Genomic DNA, 22,523 nt, shown 5'->3' on the forward strand with positions numbered 1-22,523 from the left:
TTTATACAAAAATATCTATTCATATATTGACATGGAAAATCATTATTGGTAGAATATAAACATAATCAATATTGATTATAAATTAAATAAACGAATTGATGGCGTAGAAGCCAACTGTGTTTGTTCTGATTTTAGAATAAACTATAATTGAGAATTAAGTGAAAAAAGGAGTTTTATTATGAAAAACGTACAACAAGTAAATCAATATTTAGCAGATCTTTCCGTATGGAATGTAAAATTACATAACCTACACTTCAATGTAACTGGTCCGCAATTCAAATCTATTCATGAATACTTGGAATCCATTTATGATGAAGCCTTTGAATACTTTGATGCCGTAGCAGAACATGTGAAAATGCAAGGTCAATTTCCATTGGTAAATTCTGCAGAATACGCAAAATTGACTAAAATCGAAGAATTGGGACAAGAAGACATCCCTCAAGCAAAGGTAATTGATATCCTTCTTAAAGACTTCAAATACATGAATGATCAAGCTGTAGCAATTCGTGCAGCAGCTGATGAAGAAGGTGATTTCTTGCTCGTAAGCATGATGGAAGATCACGTTGCATACTATGTAAAACAGATCTGGTTCATCGAATCTATGCTGAAATAAGACGATTGACAATGCCTTATTGGGTATGATATGATTACCCAGTAAAGCATGGAGGATTACTCAAGAGGCTGAAGAGGACGGTTTGCTAAATCGTTAGGGCGGGTTACCGTCGCTAGGGTTCGAATCCCTAATCCTCCGCCATGTAAAGACCTCACATCACTCGATGTGGGGTCTTTTTGTATAATATAGTGATTTATTATATTATTTATATAGGCCCAAAATTTGTGAGGATTCGAGTGAGTCCGAGGCCTTATCAGTATTGAATGACACAGGTGTGTAAGGGTATAGAGTTGACGTATGACTAGGGGTTTCATATAATAGATTGTATAAAATGTAATTTTAAGGAGACTCTTATGAATACAAAACATACACGTCAAATGAATCGTATCCGTCGAGCGTTAGGCATTGGTGCATTATGCCTTGTTGCGTCTGTTGGCTTTAGTCATGCTGAAAGTATTGCCATCCCAAGTGCACGTCCTATGGTGGATGGCGTAAGTGCTGATGTAGAGACTGTTAGTAGTTCTAGTAAAGGACAACAGCATGTGAACTCAAATGTTATTACGCCTAATGATTGGACATATACAGCGTTACAAAGGCTCATTAAACATGGTGCTATTACAGATACTCACGGATTTACTTTTGATGGTGCTAGCTATACAAAGGATGAGCTTATGCCGCTTATCGATGAGGTAGTCACAAAACGTGAGCAAATGAACGACAATGATCGGGAATATGCACTGCGTATCTACCAAGAAAATATGCGTGATGTAATGGATTACCGTATTGCTCGCGATAAAAAAGCTACTGATGAGCGCCGTCAAAAACTAGATGAAAAGCGTGCTGAAAGGGCTAAAATATCTGGTAAGACCTATCAAGTATCCAAGGATCAACAAGAAGCCCTTGATAAAGCTGGCGATGAAGTAGCAAAACCGGAAGAACGGGCTTTAACAGATGAACAAATCAAAGAAAAAATGAAGAAATTCAAAATTGATGATTCTCGCGTTAAGGTAAATAATGAAGTGCGTATTCGTTATGCGGACTCCAAGGATAAAAAGTCCAAAACAGATGCTCGTATGCAGACGGAGATGACGTTCACTCTATAACTCTTAGTAAGGGGTTATAATGATTGATTTTTTAAAGAAACAATTGTTTACTGTCCATCAAAACGGTAAGCAACAGGTAAGTGAGGTCTTTAAATATATAGGACCTGGTATAATCGTAACCGTTGGATTTATCGATCCAGGAAACTGGGCCGCCAACTTGGCAGCTGGTGCTAGTTATGGTTACGAATTATTGTGGGTAGTCACACTATCTACGATTATGCTCATTTTATTACAGCATAATGTGGCGCATTTAGGCATTGTACGCGGTCAATGCTTGTCGGAATGTGCCTATGAGTTTTTACCGCGTTATGCATCTCGCTTTGTGCTTAGCACGGCAGGAATTGCGGCGGCAGCGACGGCCTTGGCTGAGTTTATTGGCGCTGCTATCGCTTTGAAGATGCTCTTTGGTATTCCTATCTTGATAGGCAGCATTTTGACGGCTCTTATCTGTACGGTTATGCTCATTACGAACTCCTATCGTAAATTAGAGCGAATCATTGCTGGCTTTGTATCCCTTATCGCATTGGCGTACCTTGTTGAGGTAAATATGGTCAATGTGGATTGGGCAGCGGCTGGTATCGGTTGGGTGGATCCTAATATTCCTAATACATCGATGCTCGTTATTTTGAGTATATTAGGGGCCGTAATTATGCCTCACAACTTGTTTTTGCACTCTGAAATCATCCAAAGTCGCCAGTTTAATACACAAGATCCAGCGATAATGAAACGGCAGTTACGCTATGAATTCCTCGATACTTTGTTATCTATGGGGATTGGGTGGATGATTAACTCCGCCATGATTATATTGGCGGCGGCCGTCTTCTTTGCTCATGGTATTGAAGTAACAGAACTTGAACAGGCTGAGGAGTTGTTGCGACCACTCATTGGACCCGCAGCGGGTATTATTTTTGCGATAGCATTGTTATTTGCAGGCTTTGCCTCATCTGCTACGGCAGGTATGGCGGGGGCAAGTATCTTTGCAGGAATGTTTGGCGAGTCTTACGATATGAAAGACTTCCATACGCGATTAGGCTTGGCACTAACATATGTTCCAGCCTTATTATTGATCGTGTTTATTACAGATTCCTTCCAAGCATTATTGTTCTCTCAAATGTTCTTGAGCTTGCAATTACCTATCACCATCTTCTTGCAACTTTACATGACAAGTAGCCGCAAGGTCATGGGAGAATACGCGAACCGTAAATTTACAAATATTCTTTTATGGGGCATAGGTATCATCGTTACAATTATGAATATTTACTTATTGATTGTAGGCTAATAGAATATTCTTTGTTAGTTTCCAAAAGGTTTCTTATAAAATCAACATTAGAATACAGCATTAGAATACAAGATTAGAATACAACATTAGAATACAAGATTAGAATACAAGATTAGAGTACAACATTAGAATACAACATTAGAATACAAGATTAGAGTACAACATTAGAATACAAAGGACCGCTACGGCGGTCCTTTTGTCATGTCGCTAACGTATCTATTATGTGAAACACGTATCTTTGAATACCCAAGAGGGGTATAAAATATGGTACAATTAAAAATAGTATAATTAAGAAAAATATTTTTAAGAATAATATTTTTAAGAATAATATAATATCTGTTGAGAGTATCACTCAGCAGTGTGATATATGGAAAATTAGGAGGCCCTAATGGCAAAGGAAATCAACGTACAAGAGACAATACAATCTGATTTTAGTGTTGTGGTTAACGATATTGCTGAAGAGTTATTGACGCGCCTCAATATGGATGAGGATGGTTCTGTTATCGATATGTTCCAAACAGGCTCTTTTGATCCTTGGCAGTTATTCGTATTTTTTGGTGCTTTAGAAAAAGCCCTTATTGAGTTCAGAACGGATAAACGGAAGAAAACAGTTATCGTTCATGCACAACCTGAGGCTCTTATCGGCATTGGCCGCGTAGTGACACCTGTATCTACTATGCTTGAGCATGTATTGATGTCTCGTTTGAACGATATGAGTGAAGGCCGCTTGGAAACAGGCATGCTTACAGTATCTGCTGAAAGCATCGATTATGAAGGTGTAAACCTTAAAGGGCGTCACGTGGTTATCGTATGCGATCTTGTAGATGAAGATTCTAATTATCTTAAAGAATGCATTAAATTATGTAAAGAATTGAAAGCAAGCCACGTAGTGGCGGTGCCTCTCATGTTGTGGAACCCTGAATTGATCGACAATTTGACAGAGGAATCTATTAAGGCGGAATTATCTCATGAAAATCGTCCTCTCTCCTAGTAAGACAAAAACCATTACCGATGCTGCTAGCAACGATGAGGCAGTACATCATGTAGTCCGAGATGGCCAATTTCAGCCGAACATCACGAAAGAAATTGTAACACATGTACAATCCCTTGATGTAGCGGTTCTTGGAAAGGCATTAAAACTTAAGGATGATAAGGCGCAAGCTCTTTTTGATTTTTATCAGTCCTTTGAGGCTCATCCCGTAGGTCGTGCCTGTGAAAGTTATGATGGCATTGCTTTCAAATATTTGGACTGGTCGAACTTATCTGACGAAGCCAAGGCTTTTGGTGAAAGCCATCTCGTTGTGCTGTCTGCATTTTACGGTGTCGTTGAACCTAATATGGGGGTGCGCGACTATCGACTCGATATGGTCGATAAGGTGGGCATTAATCTATACGATACATGGCGTGAAGCGGTGGACGCATACTTTCACAAGGAAGATTGGATTCTAAACCTAGCATCTAAAGAATATGCAAAAATGGTGAACCATCCAAAGGTGATAACCGTTGAATTTTGGGAATTACGGGGCGATACGTTTAAGCAGATGAGTACGTCCTCTAAAATGAGTCGCGGTGTGATGGCTCATGAATGTTTAACTCGACAAGTGAAACATGTGCGGGACTTGCCCCGCGAAGTTAATGGATTTACTTGTGTCTCTGACATTGAATCCATTACCATACCAAGCGAATCGATGACGGTTCGTTACGAAAGGAAGTGATTGTTTGCAAGTGCAAGACATTCTTGCAAAAGACCTCGTCGGCGATGAATGGCTGACAGAGGAGGAATTGCGATTTCTCATGTCTGTAACTGATGAAGAACAGTTGCAGTTGATATATAAAAAGGCCTACGAAGTGAAGGCAAAATACGTAAAGCCTGTAGCGTATTATCGCGGTCTCATTGAGTTCTCAAACCGATGCATTAAAAATTGTAATTATTGCGGTATCCGTCGTGAAAATGACAAGACGGAACGCTTTGATATGAATCGCGAAGACATCATCAAGATGGCGCAATGGGCATACGATCATGAATATGGTTCCATTACACTCCAATCTGGTGAACGCTGTGATGATGCCTTTGTGGACTATGTTGTGGATTTAATTCGCGACATTAAAGCCATCGGCGATGGTTCTCTTGGTATTACGATGTGCGTAGGAGAACAAAGCGAAGAGGCGTACCGTCGCATGCGTGAAGCCGGTGCGAGTCGTTATTTATTACGCATTGAAACAACCAATACAGATTTATACCATAAGATTCATCCTCGTGATGAATTGCACTCCTTTGAGACGCGCGTAGAATGCTTACGTCGTTTGCGCCGCGTGGGCTTCCAAGTTGGCACAGGTGTTATGATTGGTCTACCTGGGCAAACAGAAGAAGATCTTGTGAATGATATCTTGTTCTATCGCGATATGGATATCGACATGATTGGTATGGGCCCTTATGTAGTGCATCATGATACGCCTCTAGGCCAAGAAGCATTGGCAATGGGCATTGATGATGAAGAGGGCAAGTTGCGACGAGTTCAACTGGGCCTCAAGATGATTGCCTTAACTCGTTTATTCTTGAAAGACGTAAACATTGCGGCAACTACTGCATTACAAGCACTAGATAAACTAGGCCGTGAAAAAGGCTTAGCCGCAGGTGCAAATATCCTTATGCCTATCATCACCATTCCTGAACACCGTGCAAAATATTTGCTATATGATAATAAACCATGCGTAGACGACAATGCAGAACAATGTAAAGACTGCTTGACGCGCCGCGTAATGTCCATCGGTGATACAGTGGGTTGGAAACAAAATGGGGACTCTAAACACTACGGCAAACGGACGGGGAAATTTTAGTATTCTATGTTTTAACTAAATTATTTAGTGAATTAATATATTTACCACTAGTATTGCCTATATATAGATGGGGCCCCGTTACATAAAGACAACTTAATTAAAAAAGACGGTCTATACTTGCTTGCTCCTCGTTCCTGATGTCGCGGCACAAGTACAGACCGTCTTTTTTATAACTTTGTGAGGACACTAGTCCCATCTATATATAGGATATACCGATAAAGTCTTATTAATAATTTAATTAAGTTTAGGATCTACATAGGAATACTAAAATTTTTGTTCTAATTTAGTATTAGTATATAATCCTCTTTTTCTAAGAAATTTTTCTCAGAAAAAGAGGATTTTTTTATTGTAGTGTCGAAATGTATTAGCAAAGCCGTAATTTGCCAGTAAGGAGGCGATTCCAATGAAAGAGTACAGTAGTGATAAAATTAGAAACGTTGCTGTTGTTTCCCACGATGGTGCGGGCAAAACAGCTCTTGTTGAATCCTTGTTGTTAACTTCTGGTGCGGTTGATTTCGTAGGTAAAGGTCAAGATAATAAACATATTATGGACTTTGAACCGGAAGAAATTAAACGTAATGTAACTATTCAATTGGGCATGGCGCCATGTGAGTGGCATGAACATAAGGTTAACTTCATAGACACTCCAGGCTATAACGAATTCCATGGCGAAGTTCGTGCCGCTTTGCGTGCTTGTGATGGTATGTTGATGGTGCTATCCTCCACATCTGGTGTAGAAACTGACACAGTTCGCGCATGGGATTATGCAGTTGAATTACAAATGCCTCGCATGGCATTTATCAATAAAATGGATGTCGATGGTGCTGATTTCTTTGGCACTATTGAAAGAATGCGGGAATTATTTGGCAAAGGCATTATGCCATTGCAGATTCCTATCGGTGAAGGCGCCGATTTTGAAGGCGTTGTAGACGTAGCGAAAATGACTGCGTTTACTTATAAGGACGGCCAACCAACAGAGGTCGCTGTACCAGCTCACCTTATCGAAAAGGCTCAAGAAATTCGGGAAATGACCGTAGAAGCCGCGGCTGAAGGTAGCGATGAGTTGTTGGAAAAATATTTAGAAGGCGAAGAATTATCCTTAGAGGAAATCCGCCAAGGCTTGCGTGAAGGGATGATTAGTGGCCGTGTGTGCCCAATCATGTGTGGCAGTGCCACATCTCGTATTGGCTTAGATCAAGTATTGGATCGGATGATCCGTTACATGCCGGATGCAACTAAAAAAGTGATGACCGCAACTGATGCGGAAACCGGCGAACAATGTGTTGTACATGTAGATAAACCATTAACTGCATTCGTATTTAAAACATTGTTAGACCCATTCGCAGGCAAACAAAGCTTTGTACGTATCTTCTCTGGTGAACTGAAAGAAGGCGATCGCCTTTATGATGTAAACCAAGGTGTAGAAGAAAAATGGGGCAAGATGGTTACCCTTATCGGGAAGCAACAAATCCCTGTATCTGCTGCAAAAGCTGGCGATATCGTAGTTATACCGAAATTGGCCAATGCTAAGACCGGCGATACATTAACGGCTCCTGATTTTAAAGTGACATACGATGCTATTCGTTTCCCTCAACCTTTATATACAGTGGCTATGGAGCCAGTAAAAAAAGGTGAGGAGGAAAAATTAGCTAGTGCTGTTCTTAAAGTGGCGGAAGAAGATCCTACTTGCGTAGTAGTGAAAAATGCTGAAGCTCGCCAATTACAAATTGATTGTATGGGCGAGGTACATCTTGAGCATATCCTCAACAAAATGGACCGTAAATACGGCGTACAAGCTAAACTTGTGGCCCCATATATTCCATACCGCGAAACTATCAAAGGCTCTGCTGAAACCGAGTCTAAATATAAGAAACAAAGTGGCGGTCATGGTCAATATGGTCACGTTAAGATTCAAGTGGATCCATTATATGATGGTAGCGAATTTGCATTCGTAGACAAAATTTTTGGTGGTGCTGTACCTAAACAATACATACCAGCAGTGGAAAAGGGTGCCAAAGAAACCCTAGATAAAGGCCTAATTGCAGGATATCCTATGATTGGCGTGCAAGTGACACTCTTGGATGGATCTTACCACAGCGTAGACTCCTCAGAGTTAGCATTTAAAGTAGCTACGTCACAGGCTATCAAGGATGTGATCCCTAAGGCGAAACCAGTCCTATTAGAACCAATCTATGAAGTTAACGTGTTTGCACCAGATGCTTTCATGGGCGACATCATGGGTGATTTGAATAGTCGTCGAGGTCGTGTATTGGGCATGGAACAAAGTGAAAGAACAGGTATTTCTGTTGTTAAAGCACAAGTACCATTGGCTGAAATGTCTGATTATGTGACTGCATTGCGCTCCATTACACAAGGACAAGGCGTATTTAACCGTCAGTTCTATACCTATGAAGAGGTTCCACATAAGCAAGCGGAAGAAATTATCGCTGCTCATAAAAACCAAGAATAAGGTAATGACCACATGCTGTATCTAATACAGTTTGAATCACTACAACTGAATAGACAATTGCATAATGTAACAATTTAATACTGTAACAATTTCATAGTGTAATGATTGACGTAAGTCATAAATTTGAATAGTATTTTACTGAGGCCCTCCATACATGTAGCGTATGGAGGGCTTTTACATAAGAGAATAGCTAGTTCTTTATGTATATATGTGCTAACATAAAAGGTAATATAATTGGTTTATTGTGGTGCCATATCCATAGATATTGTGAAAGGATTGTGTATGTTTTTCTCTAGTATTACCGCAGATTATACAAAAATGGGCTATCCTAAAGCCATTGTGCGCGCTTTGGATTTCTTGAAAAACACAGATTTGAAAGCGTTGCCTGGAGGACGTCATGCCATCGAGGGTGACATAATGTATGCTAATGTAGATGATGTAGAAACAAAACTATTTGAAGCTACAAAACCGGAATCGCATCGTAATTATGTAGATATCCAATTTATGGTGAGCGGCGAGGAAAACATGGGCTTTTTCGTAGATAAAAATCTTGTTAAACCTGTGGAGTCCTATCCGGATCGAGATTGCTATTTTTATCCTAACGAAGCTGTTGATGAAGGGCAAATCCATTGCCCAGAAGGGTACTACACTGTATTCTTCCCGTCTGATGTTCATCGGCCCTTGCTTGCTGTAAACGATAAACCTATCAAAATCCGTAAGGTGGTTGTGAAAGTTCACGTATCTTTGCTCGGTGAGTAGTATGAAACAATATGAAGTTATTGGTGTTATTATAACCCTATTGGGGGCTGTTTTATGGGGTGTATCAGGTGCATCCGTACAGTTCTTAAGCAATTTTAGAGATATGAATTTGGAATGGCTAGTAACTATGCGATTGATTACAGCAGGTTTGCTAACTGTTATTTATGCATGGTTTAGATTTGGAAATTCTATCTTTAATGTATTTCATAGTGTAAAAGATACGCTAGGACTCATTGTTTTTGGCGTATTTGGCATGGCCTTATGTCAATATACATACTTCAGATCCATTGCTTTATCGGGAGCTGGCATTGCAACGGTATTGCAATATCTGGCGCCATCTATGATTATTATTTACCTGCTAGCTCGTTATGGTAAACGACCGTCTAAGGGCGAGATTGTTTCTGTTATACTTGCTTTAGTGGGGACCATTTGTTTGATGGGCAATGATGATGGCCTTTTTATTGAAAGCTTTCCTTTAATGGTTCTCGTATGGGGGCTTTTATCTGCTGTCGGTGTAGCCATATATAGCATTTCTCCTGTTGATTTACTCTATAAATATGGTACATTACCTATTGTAGGCTTCGGGATGCTCATTAGCGGTATTATTGCGGCTATACTATTCCATCAACCGAACTCATATGCAGTGTGGGATGCATGGACTGTTATTGGTTGTTTTAATGTCATATTTCTCGGGACGATAGTATCTTTCAATGCCTATTTAGAAGGGGTTAAACGAATTGGAGCCGTACCAGGATCTATTTTGTCATCTATAGAGCCTATTTCGGCAGCTTTCTTTGGGTGGACTTTTTTAGGAAATGAATTTAGTCTATTAGGACTAATTGGTATGGCTATGATTATTGCTACCGTTGTTATCATCGCTTGGGATAGACAACGAACTATTAAACGAGAAGTACTGGCAAAACTGAATAAAACAATATTAGAATAAATCGATAAGAGCATATCAATATAAACATATCAATAAAATATGTCGACAGGAAAACATCAAGAAGAACACATATATCACAGAAGTCGTTTCGTGGTATATGTGTTTTTTGTTATAACATACAGTATATTTTAGATACTGTATACATGCGCCATTTAGTTGACTATTTACATATCAATTCATATAGTAAATATATACGTGATTATTAGTTTGTTAAGGAGGTATTTATGTCTGTAAAAGATTTTGTGCAACAACGACGCGATGTGTTAATCGCTATGCGTCGCGACTTTCATATGTACCCTGAGCCTGCTTGGCTTGAGTATCGATCTGCTGCGAAAGTGGCGGATACGCTTATTTCTTTGGGCTATGATGTGGCGTTAGGCGCAGATGTACTCGATTTAGAATCTCGCATGGGCTTGCCTAGTGATGAGGTTATGAAAGCTGCTATGGATCGAGCCATCAAAGAAGGCGCAAATCCTGAGCTTGTTGAAAAGATGGGCTATGGTAAAACGGCCATTGTTGCAACTATGAAGTTTGGTGGTGAAGGCCCTGTAGTAGCATTTCGTGTAGACATGGATTCCAATGATGTCATTGAAGCTAAAGAGGATAACCATGTACCAACAAAGGGAGGATTCCGTTCTTGTCATGATAAGGCGATGCACGCCTGTGGTCATGATGCACATATGACGATGGGGCTAGGCCTAGCTGAATACTTGGCTACGCACAAGGATGAATTCAAAGGCACTATCAAACTCATCTTCCAACCAGCAGAGGAAGGTGTACGCGGTGCTAAAGCGATGGCGGAAGCAGGCGTAGTAGATGATGTAGATTTGATGTTTGGCATGCATATTGGGTTTAACGAAAAATTATCCAATTGCTTTGCTTGTAGCGATCATGGCTTCTTGGCGACTACAAAACTTGATGCGGTGTTCCACGGTTATTCTGCTCATGCTGGTGGCTCCCCAGAAAAGGCACAAAATGCAATGCTCGCAGGCTGTACAGCGGTTCTTAACTTACAAGCCATCGCTCGTCATAGTCAAGGGGCTTCTCGCATGAATGTAGGTGTTTTTGAAAGCGGTACAGGCCGCAATGTGACTCCTGATGTGGCGGTTCTTAAACTAGAAACTCGTGGTGCTACGACAGAAATCAATGATTACATGATTGAACGGTCGAAGACTATTATTAAAGGTGCTGCAGAAATGCATGATTGTACCTTTGAAATCACAAAACAAGGAGAAACTCCTGCAGGTCGCATCAGCGATGATTTAGCTCATGAAGTACAAGCTATCGTGGAACCACTTGGGATCTTTAAAGAGGTGCCATTCGATTACAGCGGTGGCGGCAGTGAAGACTGTGCGTACTTCTTGAATCGTGTCATCGAACGTGGCGGTAGAGCGACCTACATGGTAGTAGGTTCTGCTATTAAAGCGCCACATCACAATCCGCTCTTTGATATCGATGAAGAGGATATGTTAAACGGTATCGTAGCGTTGGGGACAATTGCTGCTCACTATTTAAAATAAGGTTTACTGACTAGCACCATATGGTTTATCAGTCATTGATGTAATAGATTGTGAGGTGTTATATGATTCAACGAGAGCGATTAGTTAAGGATTTTGATGCTATGGCCCAATTGACGGCACCTGGTGAGGGAATTAATCGCCTTGCTTTTACCGATGCAGACTGGGCGGGGCGTCAATATATTATAGACCGTATGACTGATGCGGGTTTATCTGTTGAAATAGACGATTTTGGTAATGTCATTGGCTATAAGATTGGTAAGAAACCAGATCTACCAGTTGTCATGGTAGGGTCTCATACAGATAGCGTACCCAATGGAGGTAATTACGATGGTGTGGTGGGCGTGTTATCTGCCATTGAAGTAATTCGTAGCATGACTGACGATAGTTATGAACATGACCATACCATCGCTGTGGTATCCTTCATGTGCGAAGAGTCCGGTCGTTTTGGGAATGCTACACTAGGTAGTAAGGCCATGCGTGGTGAATTAAGATTACAAGACTTACACCGATTGGTAGATAAACAAGGAATTTCCTTGTACGAAGCATTGAAAGGTCGCAACTTAAATCCCGATGGGATTGAAGAAATGGAATATAAACGACCTGTAAAGTCTTTCACAGAAATTCATATAGAACAAGGAAAGGTACTGGAGCACGAACAGAAAACGATTGGCATTGTGACTGGTATTGCAGCGCCAGAGCGATTCTATGTGACCATTCGGGGCAATGCCGATCATAGTGGCGCTACGCCGATGAACTTGCGTCATGATGCCCTATGTGGAGCCTCAAAAATCATCCTCGGCATCGAGGAAATTGCATCCATGCAAGAAGAACCACCTGTGGTGGGCACTGTCGGTGTTGTGAAGGTTACGCCAGGGGCGATGAATGTCATTCCTGGAGCTGTGAAGCTAGGTGTAGATATTCGCAGCATATCTAAGGTAGCTCGCAATTCTGTAGTCACTCTCATTAAGGAATTTATCGATATTACTGCCGGAAAACGGGGATTATCTTATACGATTGAGCCTATTGCACAAGACCATCCAGTGGCGATGCACCCTGCGATGATTCGAGAAATCGAAGAGGCTGTTAAGTCTGTAGGTGTAGAATATATGACTATGCCGAGCGGTGCCGGTCACGATGCGATGCATTGGGCGGAGGCAGTTCCGACGGGAATGATCTTTATTCCATGCCGTGACGGCATCAGTCATAATCCTGCAGAATTTGCTGAAATGGATGATATTGTAACGGGTGCAGAGGTACTTGATAAGGTGCTTAGAAAACTTAGCTTGGAAGAAACAAAGCTTGTTTAATATACTTCTTTATGTAGTTATGTAGTTATGTAGTTATATGATTATACTGTATATAATTAAGTGATTACTTTTACTATTGTTAGGCCTATTAGGTGTAAGACATAGATAGGACTATTGTATTTTGTATTTAGTGTTGTTAGTTGTGTATTGGGTGTAAAGTGTTTATAGAGGGGATATAGCTATCTTGCATCCTATGTACACGGATAGGAGGGTTATGGTTATTACAGGTATTGTTATCGTAGTAGCGACGTTTATCGCTATTATTAAACAGTTTGAAACGCGGCTCGTTTTACTATTATCGGGCTTACTGATGTGCTTTATTGGTGGGCAGCTTGGTGCTGGTACGACGGCCTTTGTGAAAGAACTTACGAATCCAGGTCTTGTACCAACAATCTGTACGGTGTTAGGTTTTAGCTATGTTATGGAATATACAAAATGTACAGAGCACATGGTGTATTTCATTTCTGCAGGCCTCAAAAAGATGACGAAAATCATCATTCCTGGCGCTGTTATTATTACATTTTTAATTAATATTGCATTGCCTACAGCGGCAGGTTGTGCTGCGGCCGTAGGTGCATTATTGATTCCTGCCCTCATTCGTTCTGGAGTACATCCAGCGATGGCTGGTTCTGCTATCTTCTTAGGTACATGGGGTAGTTCCTTGAGTCCAGGCCTTATGTTCAACCCTCAAGTGGCACAACTAGCGGGGGTAGACGTAATGACAGTTATTGCCAGCTTCTCCATGCAAGCAATTATCGGTATCGTAGTAGCCGCTATTTTGCTTAACATCGTAGCTATCGTTAAGAAGGAGCATACCGGGTATGTAATGAAAAACGATACTGCAGCGGAAGGTAAAGAATTCAAAGTAAATTATTTCTATGCAATCATTCCCATTATTCCTCTTGTATTACTTGTATTAGGTAGTAAACAAGTGGCGGTTATCCCAGAAATCTCTGTTCCTGTATCTATGCTCATCGGTACTGCTATTGGTATCATTGCCGTGCGTCCTAATGTGGCAGAAGCTGTTAAAAAGTTCTTCCGCGGTACTGGCGATGGTATGTGTGATGTCGTTGGCCTTATGGCTGCAGCAGCTTGCTTCACAGCAGGGATGCAACTCATCGGGCTTACAAGTGCCCTTATTGATGGCATGAAGAACTCTCAACAAATCGCCCAAATCGGGGCAGCCTTTGGTCCGTTCTTATTGGCGGTTATCTCTGGTTCTGGCAATGCGGCAGCTCTTGCCTTTAACGGTGCTGTCACACCTCATGCAGCAGACTTTGGTTATGGCATTATGCAACTCGGTTCCATGGCTCAATTGGGTGCTGGTATCGGTCGTAGTATGAGTCCAGTAGCTGGTGCAGGTATCATCATCGCAGGACTGGCAGGTATTAACCCTATGGAAATGGCTAAACGTAATGCCGTGCCTTGCATTATCGCGACTGTAGTCATCATGCTATTGTTACTCTAGTTCAATAAAACTATATTGTAAAAGAAAACCCGTCATGATTGTTGTAATCATGACGGGTTTTCTTTGTTATAACTTTAAATAGCCAATCAATATATTTGTATCAAAGCACCAATTCATATGATTTAAACTAGCATGGTAATCAAGATGATTATATATAAGAGACTAATCAATTGATTATATGTAAGCGGCTAATTATATGATTTTTACGCATATATTGAAAGTTGAGATATAAGTAATATTTATGGATGCCAAAGAAAAGAGCAATTTGTTTTTATTGCATTTTCATAATATATTATATGTATTAAAAGAATAGTTGATATACCTTTGTGTCAGCCCATGTTTTCATAAATGAGTAAAAAGCCTGTACTGGCTTGGATTCAAGGGCACTATGACGGGTGTACATCCACGTATCCCGAGTCATGATATGACCATCAAGAGTTTTCAAGGTTTCCTTAAATAGGTTAGGGTAATCATTACCACAGCTTTGGGTGAGGATAGTAAAACCAAGTCCTTGGTTGACGAGCTTCATACATGTATCGATGTCGTTCACCTCAATGGTGCGCATCGGTGGTTGTGAGTAGTGGGAATACCACCAATCATCAATGGTCTGCTGTAAATTCGGATCTGTTTGATAGTGAATATAGGGCAGACGAGGTAAATCCTCTACGGCACAAGGCGTTTTGTTGAAGAAGCAGAATGGTTCAGACCAGATATGTTCTTTCGACTCTGTCCAAGTGTGGGCACCGCGAATGATGGCAGCATGTAAGCGGCCTTCAAGGAAGTCATGGTATAGCTTATAGCTAAGTCCCGTATACATGATGATATCAATATGTGGATAAGCCTCTTTAAAGGTGGATAAGATATGGGGGATATGATACTTTGCGAATACATTTGAGCATCCTAGGTTTAATGTACCGCGTGGTTCACTACCCATAGCTAATAGCTCTTGGCGCACCGAAGTATAGGAATTGAGCAAATCTTCGGCGTATCGTACAAGGCGTTGACCTTGATAGGTAAACTCTACACCACGAGCTTGTCGGTTGATGATGGGACAGTTAAATTCCTTTTCTAATTTTTTTATCCGTTCACTCAATGCAGGTTGCGTCATAAATAGACGACGTGCCGCATAAGTAATATTATTTTCCTCTGCTAAGGTTTTTAAAATTGTACAATCTTTCGTGTCCATAAACTCTCCTTTATATATGTATTATTGTACTCTATCCCATAGAGTTGGTACAGACGAGGGGACGCTAGGGCTATACAGATTAGATATAACTAAAGACTAGGTACTAGTAAGAGTAATGGAACTTTCACCAATAAACATGGTGAAAATATAGTGTTTGTAAAGGTTTACACATGCCTGAAAGTAATAAAGGAGCAAGTCATGGTTGAGTTAATTTCAAATGGTGTATTTTTATATCACGGTACGGATATCGTTCCTGCGGATTCTAGTGCAGCCCTTGATCAGCAAGAAGTTTTTAATAAAGAGCGCGCCTATAAGGAAACGATGGCGTACCGTATTTTAATGGACCACCAACAACACGAAGGTGATCAAGATTTACGCATCAAATTCGATGCCTTAACATCTCACGATATTACCTATGTTGGTATTATTCAAACGGCGATTGCCAGTGGTCTTGATAAATTTCCAATTCCTTACATTTTGACAAACTGTCATAATAGCTTGGCAGCAGTAGGGGGCACGATTAACGAAGACGACCATGTGTTTGGCTTATCCGCGGTTCAACGCTTCGGCGGCGTGTATGTACCTCCTCATCTTGCAGTTATTCACCAATATATGCGTGAAACAATGGCAGGCTGTGGCAAAATGATTCTCGGTTCCGACAGTCATACTCGTTACGGTGCTCTTGGTACTATGGCGATTGGTGAGGGCGGTCCAGAGCTTGTAAAACAATTGCTTGGCCGCACGTATGATGTACAACGTCCAGAAGTTATCGCTATTTACCTCGATGGAAAACCTAAACACGGCGTAGGTCCACAAGACGTGGCACTCGCTATTGAAAAAGCTGTATTCGCAAACGGCTTTGTGAAAAATAAAGTAATGGAATTCGTAGGCCCTGGTATTAAACACCTATCCATGGACTTCCGTAACGGCATCGATGTAATGACTACAGAGACTACATGCCTTACAACTATTTGGAGAACAGATAGCAATACGAAAGAATTCTTGACACTTCATGGTCGCGGTGATGCGTACAAAGAGCTTAACCCTGGTGATGTAGCTTATTATGATGGCCTAGTAAAAGTTAATCTTGGGGAAGTGGAAAGTATGATTGCTATGCCATTCCATCCAAGCAATGTATATACAATTAAAGAAATCAACGAAGGTGGTCGCGATTTATTAGCAGAAATCGAACGTCAAGCGGTAGAGCAATTAGATAATAAATCCTTGTCTTTACAATTGCCTGAAAAACATTTTGACGGCAAATTGCATTTAGATCAAGGTATCATCGTAGGGTGCTCTGGTGGTTTATATGAAAACATTATGCAAGCGGCTAACATCGTACGCGGTAAGAGCGTAGGTTCCGGTCGTTTCGCATTTAGCGTTTATCCTTCTAGCCAACCAATTTACTTAGAACTTATGAAAAATGGTGCTCTTGTAGATCTTATGAGTGCTGGTGCCATCGTGCGTACAGCTTTCTGCGGGCCATGCTTTGGTGCAGGTGATACACCTAACAATACTGGACTCAGTGGTCGTCATGCGACACGAAACTTCCCGAATCGCGAAGGTTCTAAACCTGGTAACGGACAAATTTCTTCCGTTGCACTTCTTGACTCCCGTTCCGTAGCAGCTACGGCTATTAACGGTGGTGCATTGACGGCGGCTACTGATATCGAATATGATGATGTGGTGCCAGCTTACCACTATGATGATAAACCTTATGAAAGCAAGGTATATAGTGGTTTCAATGAACCGAATAAAGATACTGAACTTGTGTATGGCCCATCCATTAAACCATGGCCTTCTATCGAAGAATTGACGCCAAATGTATTGCTCAAAGTAGTAGCTTATATCGATGATCCTGTAACAACTACAGATGAGTTGATTCCGTCTGGCGAAACATCTTCCTACCGCTCTGACCCATATGCATTGTCTGAATTTGCCTTGAGCCGTAAGGTTCCTGAATATGTAGGTCGTGCTAAAGCCGTTCGTGATTGGGAAAAATCTCGTCAAGAAGGTGAAAGCGCAGCGGATTTAGTAACTGCATATGAAGAGGTAAAACAAGCGCTTGGTCTTACAGAATCCGTAGAAGATATGGCTAAGTCTACAGCCGTTTCTAGTATGGTATATGCTAATCGCCCTGGCGATGGCTCCGCACGTGAGCAAGCAGCATCCTGTCAACGCGTATTGGGTGGCGGTGCTAATATTGCTATTGAATATGCTACAAAACGTTATCGCAGCAATGTTATTAACTGGGGCATGCTACCGTTCCTAACTAGCGAAGAAGACTCCAAAACTATGGCAGTAGGCGATTATGTTTATGTGCCAAATGTGCGTGACCAATTATTCTCTGACTCCGATGATTACAAAGCATATGTTATCAGCGGTGGCGTGAAGAAAGCAGAAATCACATTGCACTTAGGTCACCTCAGCGATGAAGAAAAAGATATTATCGCAGCAGGTTGTCTCATCAACTACTATGCAAATAGCAAAGCGTAAGTGGTGAGCATAAAGGAGTAAGTTATGAACGGGTATAAAGAAATTCCTGTTACCTATATGCGCGGCGGTACTAGCAAAGGGGCGTATCTGTTAAAAGATACGCTTCCAACTGACCAAGCTGCTCGGGATCGTATGATTTTAGATTTATATGGCTCTCCTGATGCGCGTCAAATTAATGGTATCGGTGGTGCTGATCCATTGACGAGCAAGGTGGCTATCGTAAACCCTTCTGACCGGGATGATGCGGATATCGACTACACCTTTGGCTATGTCGGTATCGCTGATGCGGTGGTAGATTACGAAGGTAATTGTGGCAATATTTCTGCTGGTGCAGGGGTATTTGCTATTATGGAAGGCTTTGTGAAAGCAGTAGAACAAGAAACAGTGGTTCGTATCTTTAACACAAATACAAATAAGGTTATTGAAGCGCACGTGCCAGTCCAAGAAGGCAAACCTGTTATTGACGGTGATTTTGCTATCGATGGCGTACCTGGTACAGGTGCTCGTATTACATTATATTTCTTGGAGCCTGGCGGTTCTAAGACAGGTAAGCTACTACCAACAGGCAATGTACAAGACACAATTACATTGTCTGATGGTCGCACAATCCAAGTCAGTCTCGTAGATGCAGCTAATCCAGCTGTATTTGTAAAGGCTACAGACCTTGGTTATGAAGGCACGGAGTTACCGGCTTTCACAGAAACGGATGGCGGTGTATTACTCAATACACTTGAAGATATTCGCACTACTGCAGCTGTAATGATGGGATTTGCTCCATCTAAAGAGGCTGCTAGTCCTGCAGTTCCAAAGGTATGCATGGTGTCCGCACCACAAACCTATGTGGCAAGCGATGGTCGAACTATCAAGGGGAATAGTATAGACATCGTGGCTCGTACAAAGGCACTCGCTGTAATGCATAAAGCGTATGCTGTTACAGGTGGTATTTGTACAGCTACAGCAGCGCTTATTACGGGGACTGTGGCGAACGAAGTAGTGAGCGAACGTGCTAAAGAAACGAATCAAGTTACTTTAGCGCATCCATCAGGGAAATTTGATTTCGAAATATGTTTAACCAAAGATAAGGGTTGGCATGTGGAGAAGGCGGGCGTCGCTAGAACAGCGCGACCGATCATGAAAGGCATAGCTTATGTAAAAGGAGAGTAAGAATGAATAAGCTACTTAAAATTGCAATTATGTTTGCCATTCCTCTGGCAATGTGGTTCATTACACCACCAGAAGGTTTGAGCGTTGGAGCTTGGCGACTGCTAGGTTTCTATTTAATGGCTATCGTTGGTCTTGTTGTTAAACCTTGGCCAGCACCAATTATCTTGTTATTATCTATTGCAGGTTCTGCAATTTTCTTGAATGCTACGAAAAACGTATTGTCTGGTTATGCATCTACCACAGTATGGTTAGTATTCTCTGCGTTCTCCCTCAGTGTGGCGTTCGTAAAAACAGGCCTTGGCCGTCGTATTGCGTACCTATTGATTAAATCCTTAGGTCACACTACATTGCGTCTTGGCTATGTAACTGCTTTATTAGATCTTATTATTTCCCCAGTAACACCTTCCAACACAGCACGTTGTGGCGGTATCGTGTTCCCAATCATGAACTCTGTAGCAAAAGCGTTAGGTTCTGAGCCTGGTGAAAGCGCTAAAAAAGCTGGTTCTTACCTCATGGTTAACACATACATGGTAACTAAGGTAACAAGCTTGATGTTCGCTACAGCAATGGCACCAAACTTATTGGCTGCTGACTACATGAACAAAATCCTCGGTGTAGATATTAACTGGGGCCTTTGGGCATTAGCACTCGTAGTACCAGGTCTTGTAATGCTTCTCATTACACCTGCTTTGGTATACTACTTAGACAAACCATCTATTCAACACATCGACTCTCATGCGATTGCTGATGAAGGTTTGAAAGAACTTGGACCTATGTCTGGTCGCGAGAAATCTCTTATTGCTATCTTTATTCTTGCCTTAGTTGGCTGGGCGTTGCCTTCCATCTTGACGCAAGGCTTTGGCATTAAATTCTCCCTTGATGCAACAGCAGTAGCTATCGTAGCCATGGTAGCAGCGCTTGTAACAGGCGTAATCAAATGGGAAGATATGCTTGAATCCAAAGGTGCTTGGAACACATTGATCTGGTTCGGTGGTATCATCGGTATGTCCAGTGCGTTGTCCAAGGTTAAATTCTTTGAATGGTTAGCTGACTTTATGGGGACACACTTCAACTTCGGCGACAACCCGATGTTGGCTCTTATTATCATCGGCGCTATCAGTATCGCTGTTCGTTACTTGTTCGCTTCTGGTAGTGCGTATGTAGTTGCAATGCTTCCAGTATTCCTTACTGTAGGTAAAGTAGCGGGTGTAAACCCAATGGCGTTGTCCTTGTTACTAGCTGCTACAAACTCCTACGGTGGTGCGTTGACTCACTACGGCGGTGCAGCGGCTCCAATCGTATTCGGTGCTGGTTACAACACAGTTAAAAGCTGGTGGATTATCGGTGGTATCTTCGCTATCATGTGCTTCATCGTAAACCTTACAGTGGGCTACGCATGGTGGGAAATTCTTGGTATCCTATAATACCTAACTAGAGACAATAGTTATTCTATACATATAGAATGATCATCCCCTAGATAGTGAAAGTTTCTATACTTTTACAAACAACATAATAAAAGAGCTGTTTCGGAATCAGTACACACACACATCTGAGTTCTGAGAACAGCTCTTTTTATTTGTTTATATAGTTTCTTTAATGCATTTGCACTATTTTCGTTGTATTACGGCATTACTTTAGTTTTAACGCAACCCATAGTGCAGCGCCGATAAAGGTAAGGCTACATGCCCAGAAAAGGGTTGTGAAGCCAAATTGAGCGGCTACAATGGAACCACCAAAGGAGCCTAGAAAGTAACCCATAGACAAACAAGACTGATTGTACGAGAATATTTGTCCCGTATATTCCTTAGGTGTTTTTGATGCTAAATAGGTATTGAGCGCAGGTAACATACCACCTAGCCCAAAACCTTGCAAGAAACGGATAAACCCAAGTACATACACAGAGTCCACATAGGCTTGCGGTATATTGAGTAGACCTACATAGATCATCGAGTAGATGAGCACCTTTCTAGGGCCTATACGGTCTACTAATTTCCCGAGTGGAGAGCTACTAAAGAATTGGGCGATACCCATGGCAGAGAACACAGCACCAGAAATAAAGGCTATATTTTCCGTATTGCTTGGTAGCATTCCTTTAATGTAAACCGTCATAATGGGGGAGATGGCGGTAACCGAAATGGCATACAGGAAGGAGGTTGCAGATAAAGCGACTAAACTAGAAAACTCAGGTAAGTGAGTTTTTAGATTTCTAAAGGTTTGCTTCTCAACAAGTGGCTTTGGAACATAGTTTTCATGTACCAGCATTGCCGTCAAGCCAAAAGAGATAAGCATAAGGGCCCCGATGATAAAGAAGTCATTTCGAATACCTACTACATCACTGAGATACCCTCCTACAAGCGGACCGGCTAGTGAGCCTGCAAGGCTAAAGGATCCTATAATCCCTAGAGCCCAACCTGTATGGTTTTGCGGTGTTTCTGACGCGATAAGTGTTACCGATGCGGGGTAAAAACCGCTTACTAACCCTTGCAATGTACGAACGAGGAACACACCTTCTGGTGTAGTCTGAAAGCCCAATAATATACTACATATAGCCATACCAAGACTAGAGCGTATGAGGGTAATCTTACGTCCCTTACGGTCTGCTAATCGGCCCCAGAAGGGAGCTGCTAAGCAGACAATGAGGAAGGTGATGCCCATGGAGGCACCGGACCATTGTGCTATCGATCCTGTATCGCTTAAGCCCATTTCATGGAAGTATAGAGGAAGAATAGGGCTTACCTGACTAACCCCGAGGGACATGAAGAATATGCAGAATGCGCAAATGTACACCGTTCGTTTCCACGTTTCCAAAATATTCCTCCTTTCTTAGTCTTAGCACGTTCTTAATAAAAACTCATACTCTCTCCTTCGCATAATAATCAGTAGAAGCTGATAACATATGTAGTTTCAGTATACCATTAGTATTTAGAGGAATACAATATAAATATTCTGAAATTGGAGGGGCTTAGGGAAATCAGTAATTGGATTATATATGGATATTATATGATGAACGAATGTAAGGATAAGGTGAAAGTTCAGATTTTCCTTGACTTTCATTCTATAGAAACATTATAATCAGATTATAATTTTATACTCGCCTGAAAGAAACCGATGAGGTGGAGATAAAAATAGGAAATGCACTCACAGAGAGCGGGATTAGCTGAGAACCCGTAGTACGCAGCTTATTAAATGGACCACCGAGGGCGCATGGAACAGAATGAACTTTCACAGTCATTCCTAGTATGGTGCGACGTCACACGAGCGTTAGTCGTGAGGGATATGTTAGTATCCTGCGAAAGGGGAATGCACTGCATTCAAACAAGGTGGTACCGCGATTTATAGCACATACAATCATATTGTAATAATAGAACTATAAA

General features: G+C 41.5%; 17 protein-coding genes and 1 tRNA gene. 16 read left to right on the plus strand and 2 right to left on the minus strand.

The window, feature by feature from the left end; translation table 11 throughout:
- The first annotated feature begins 178 nt into the window (after positions 1-178).
- The 13 genes from VPHSUH08_RS04425 (at position 179) to dcuC (ending at position 14,303) form a co-directional block, all read left to right on the plus strand.
- Positions 179-613, plus strand: a complete 435-nt coding sequence (locus VPHSUH08_RS04425; protein ID WP_004697769.1) for a DNA starvation/stationary phase protection protein — start codon at positions 179-181, stop codon at positions 611-613.
- A gap of 50 nt (positions 614-663) precedes the next feature.
- Positions 664-754: transfer RNA gene (locus tag VPHSUH08_RS04430), tRNA-Ser, on the plus strand.
- 212 nt (positions 755-966) lie between these two features.
- Complete coding sequence (locus VPHSUH08_RS04435) at positions 967-1,716, plus strand: hypothetical protein (RefSeq protein ID WP_105086846.1); 750 nt, start codon at positions 967-969, stop codon at positions 1,714-1,716.
- 19 nt (positions 1,717-1,735) lie between these two features.
- Positions 1,736-2,995: an Nramp family divalent metal transporter gene (locus tag VPHSUH08_RS04440; RefSeq protein WP_105086847.1), complete on the plus strand. Its 1,260-nt coding sequence runs from the start codon at positions 1,736-1,738 to the stop codon at positions 2,993-2,995.
- Between the two features lie 388 nt (positions 2,996-3,383).
- On the plus strand, positions 3,384-3,986 hold the full coding sequence (locus VPHSUH08_RS04445; RefSeq protein WP_004694153.1) for a hypothetical protein: 603 nt from the start codon (positions 3,384-3,386) through the stop codon (positions 3,984-3,986).
- Positions 3,964-4,710: a YaaA family protein gene (locus VPHSUH08_RS04450; RefSeq protein ID WP_105086848.1), complete on the plus strand. Its 747-nt coding sequence runs from the start codon at positions 3,964-3,966 to the stop codon at positions 4,708-4,710. Before VPHSUH08_RS04445 ends, VPHSUH08_RS04450 begins: the two co-directional genes overlap by 23 nt.
- 4 nt (positions 4,711-4,714) lie before the next feature.
- Entirely contained in the window at positions 4,715-5,833 is a 1,119-nt protein-coding gene (gene hydE / locus VPHSUH08_RS04455; protein WP_105086849.1) for a [FeFe] hydrogenase H-cluster radical SAM maturase HydE, read from the plus strand.
- Positions 5,834-6,236: 403 nt separating this feature from the next.
- On the plus strand, positions 6,237-8,303 hold the full coding sequence (gene fusA / locus VPHSUH08_RS04460) for an elongation factor G (protein ID WP_105086850.1): 2,067 nt from the start codon (positions 6,237-6,239) through the stop codon (positions 8,301-8,303).
- 282 nt (positions 8,304-8,585) lie between these two features.
- The gene (locus VPHSUH08_RS04465; protein WP_105086851.1) at positions 8,586-9,062 is read left to right on the plus strand and encodes a YhcH/YjgK/YiaL family protein; all 477 of its coding nucleotides are present in this window, start codon (positions 8,586-8,588) and stop codon (positions 9,060-9,062) included.
- A 1-nt stretch (position 9,063) separates the two neighbouring features.
- Positions 9,064-10,008 carry a DMT family transporter gene (locus VPHSUH08_RS04470; RefSeq protein ID WP_105086852.1) on the plus strand — a complete coding sequence of 315 codons (945 nt, stop codon included), beginning with the start codon at positions 9,064-9,066 and terminating at the stop codon, positions 10,006-10,008.
- 224 nt (positions 10,009-10,232) lie between these two features.
- A complete protein-coding gene (locus VPHSUH08_RS04475) occupies positions 10,233-11,528 on the plus strand; it encodes an amidohydrolase (protein WP_105086853.1) in 1,296 nt (431 codons plus the stop codon).
- 62 nt (positions 11,529-11,590) lie between these two features.
- Positions 11,591-12,835: a M20 family metallo-hydrolase gene (locus tag VPHSUH08_RS04480; protein ID WP_105086854.1), complete on the plus strand. Its 1,245-nt coding sequence runs from the start codon at positions 11,591-11,593 to the stop codon at positions 12,833-12,835.
- 214 nt (positions 12,836-13,049) lie between these two features.
- A complete protein-coding gene (gene dcuC, locus VPHSUH08_RS04485; RefSeq protein WP_105086855.1) occupies positions 13,050-14,303 on the plus strand; it encodes a C4-dicarboxylate transporter DcuC in 1,254 nt (417 codons plus the stop codon).
- Between the two features lie 301 nt (positions 14,304-14,604).
- Here the strand turns inward: dcuC and VPHSUH08_RS04490 are convergent, their stop codons facing one another.
- Positions 14,605-15,489: a LysR family transcriptional regulator gene (locus VPHSUH08_RS04490; protein ID WP_105086856.1), complete on the minus strand. Its 885-nt coding sequence runs from the start codon at positions 15,487-15,489 to the stop codon at positions 14,605-14,607.
- A 198-nt stretch (positions 15,490-15,687) separates the two neighbouring features.
- Here VPHSUH08_RS04490 and VPHSUH08_RS04495 point away from each other — a divergent pair, with 198 nt between their 5' ends.
- From VPHSUH08_RS04495 to VPHSUH08_RS04505, 3 genes are read left to right on the plus strand one after another with little or no spacing between them, the layout of a single operon-like run.
- Positions 15,688-17,985 (plus strand): hydratase, encoded by a 2,298-nt coding sequence (locus tag VPHSUH08_RS04495; protein WP_105086857.1) that lies wholly within the window; start codon positions 15,688-15,690, stop codon positions 17,983-17,985.
- Positions 17,986-18,009: 24 nt separating this feature from the next.
- Positions 18,010-19,149 carry a 2-methylaconitate cis-trans isomerase PrpF family protein gene (locus VPHSUH08_RS04500; RefSeq protein ID WP_105086858.1) on the plus strand — a complete coding sequence of 380 codons (1,140 nt, stop codon included), beginning with the start codon at positions 18,010-18,012 and terminating at the stop codon, positions 19,147-19,149.
- 2 nt (positions 19,150-19,151) lie between these two features.
- Positions 19,152-20,573, plus strand: coding sequence for an anion permease (locus tag VPHSUH08_RS04505; RefSeq protein ID WP_008603176.1), 1,422 nt, complete (start codon positions 19,152-19,154; stop codon positions 20,571-20,573).
- Positions 20,574-20,778: 205 nt separating this feature from the next.
- On the opposite strand, the gene VPHSUH08_RS04510 is transcribed toward VPHSUH08_RS04505, so the two are convergent.
- Positions 20,779-21,957: an MFS transporter gene (locus VPHSUH08_RS04510; protein WP_004697911.1), complete on the minus strand. Its 1,179-nt coding sequence runs from the start codon at positions 21,955-21,957 to the stop codon at positions 20,779-20,781.
- Positions 21,958-22,523 lie beyond the last annotated feature (566 nt).

It is taken from the genome of Veillonella sp. S13054-11 (assembly GCF_002959795.1).
GTDB classification, from domain to species: Bacteria; Bacillota; Negativicutes; order Veillonellales; family Veillonellaceae; genus Veillonella; species Veillonella parvula_E.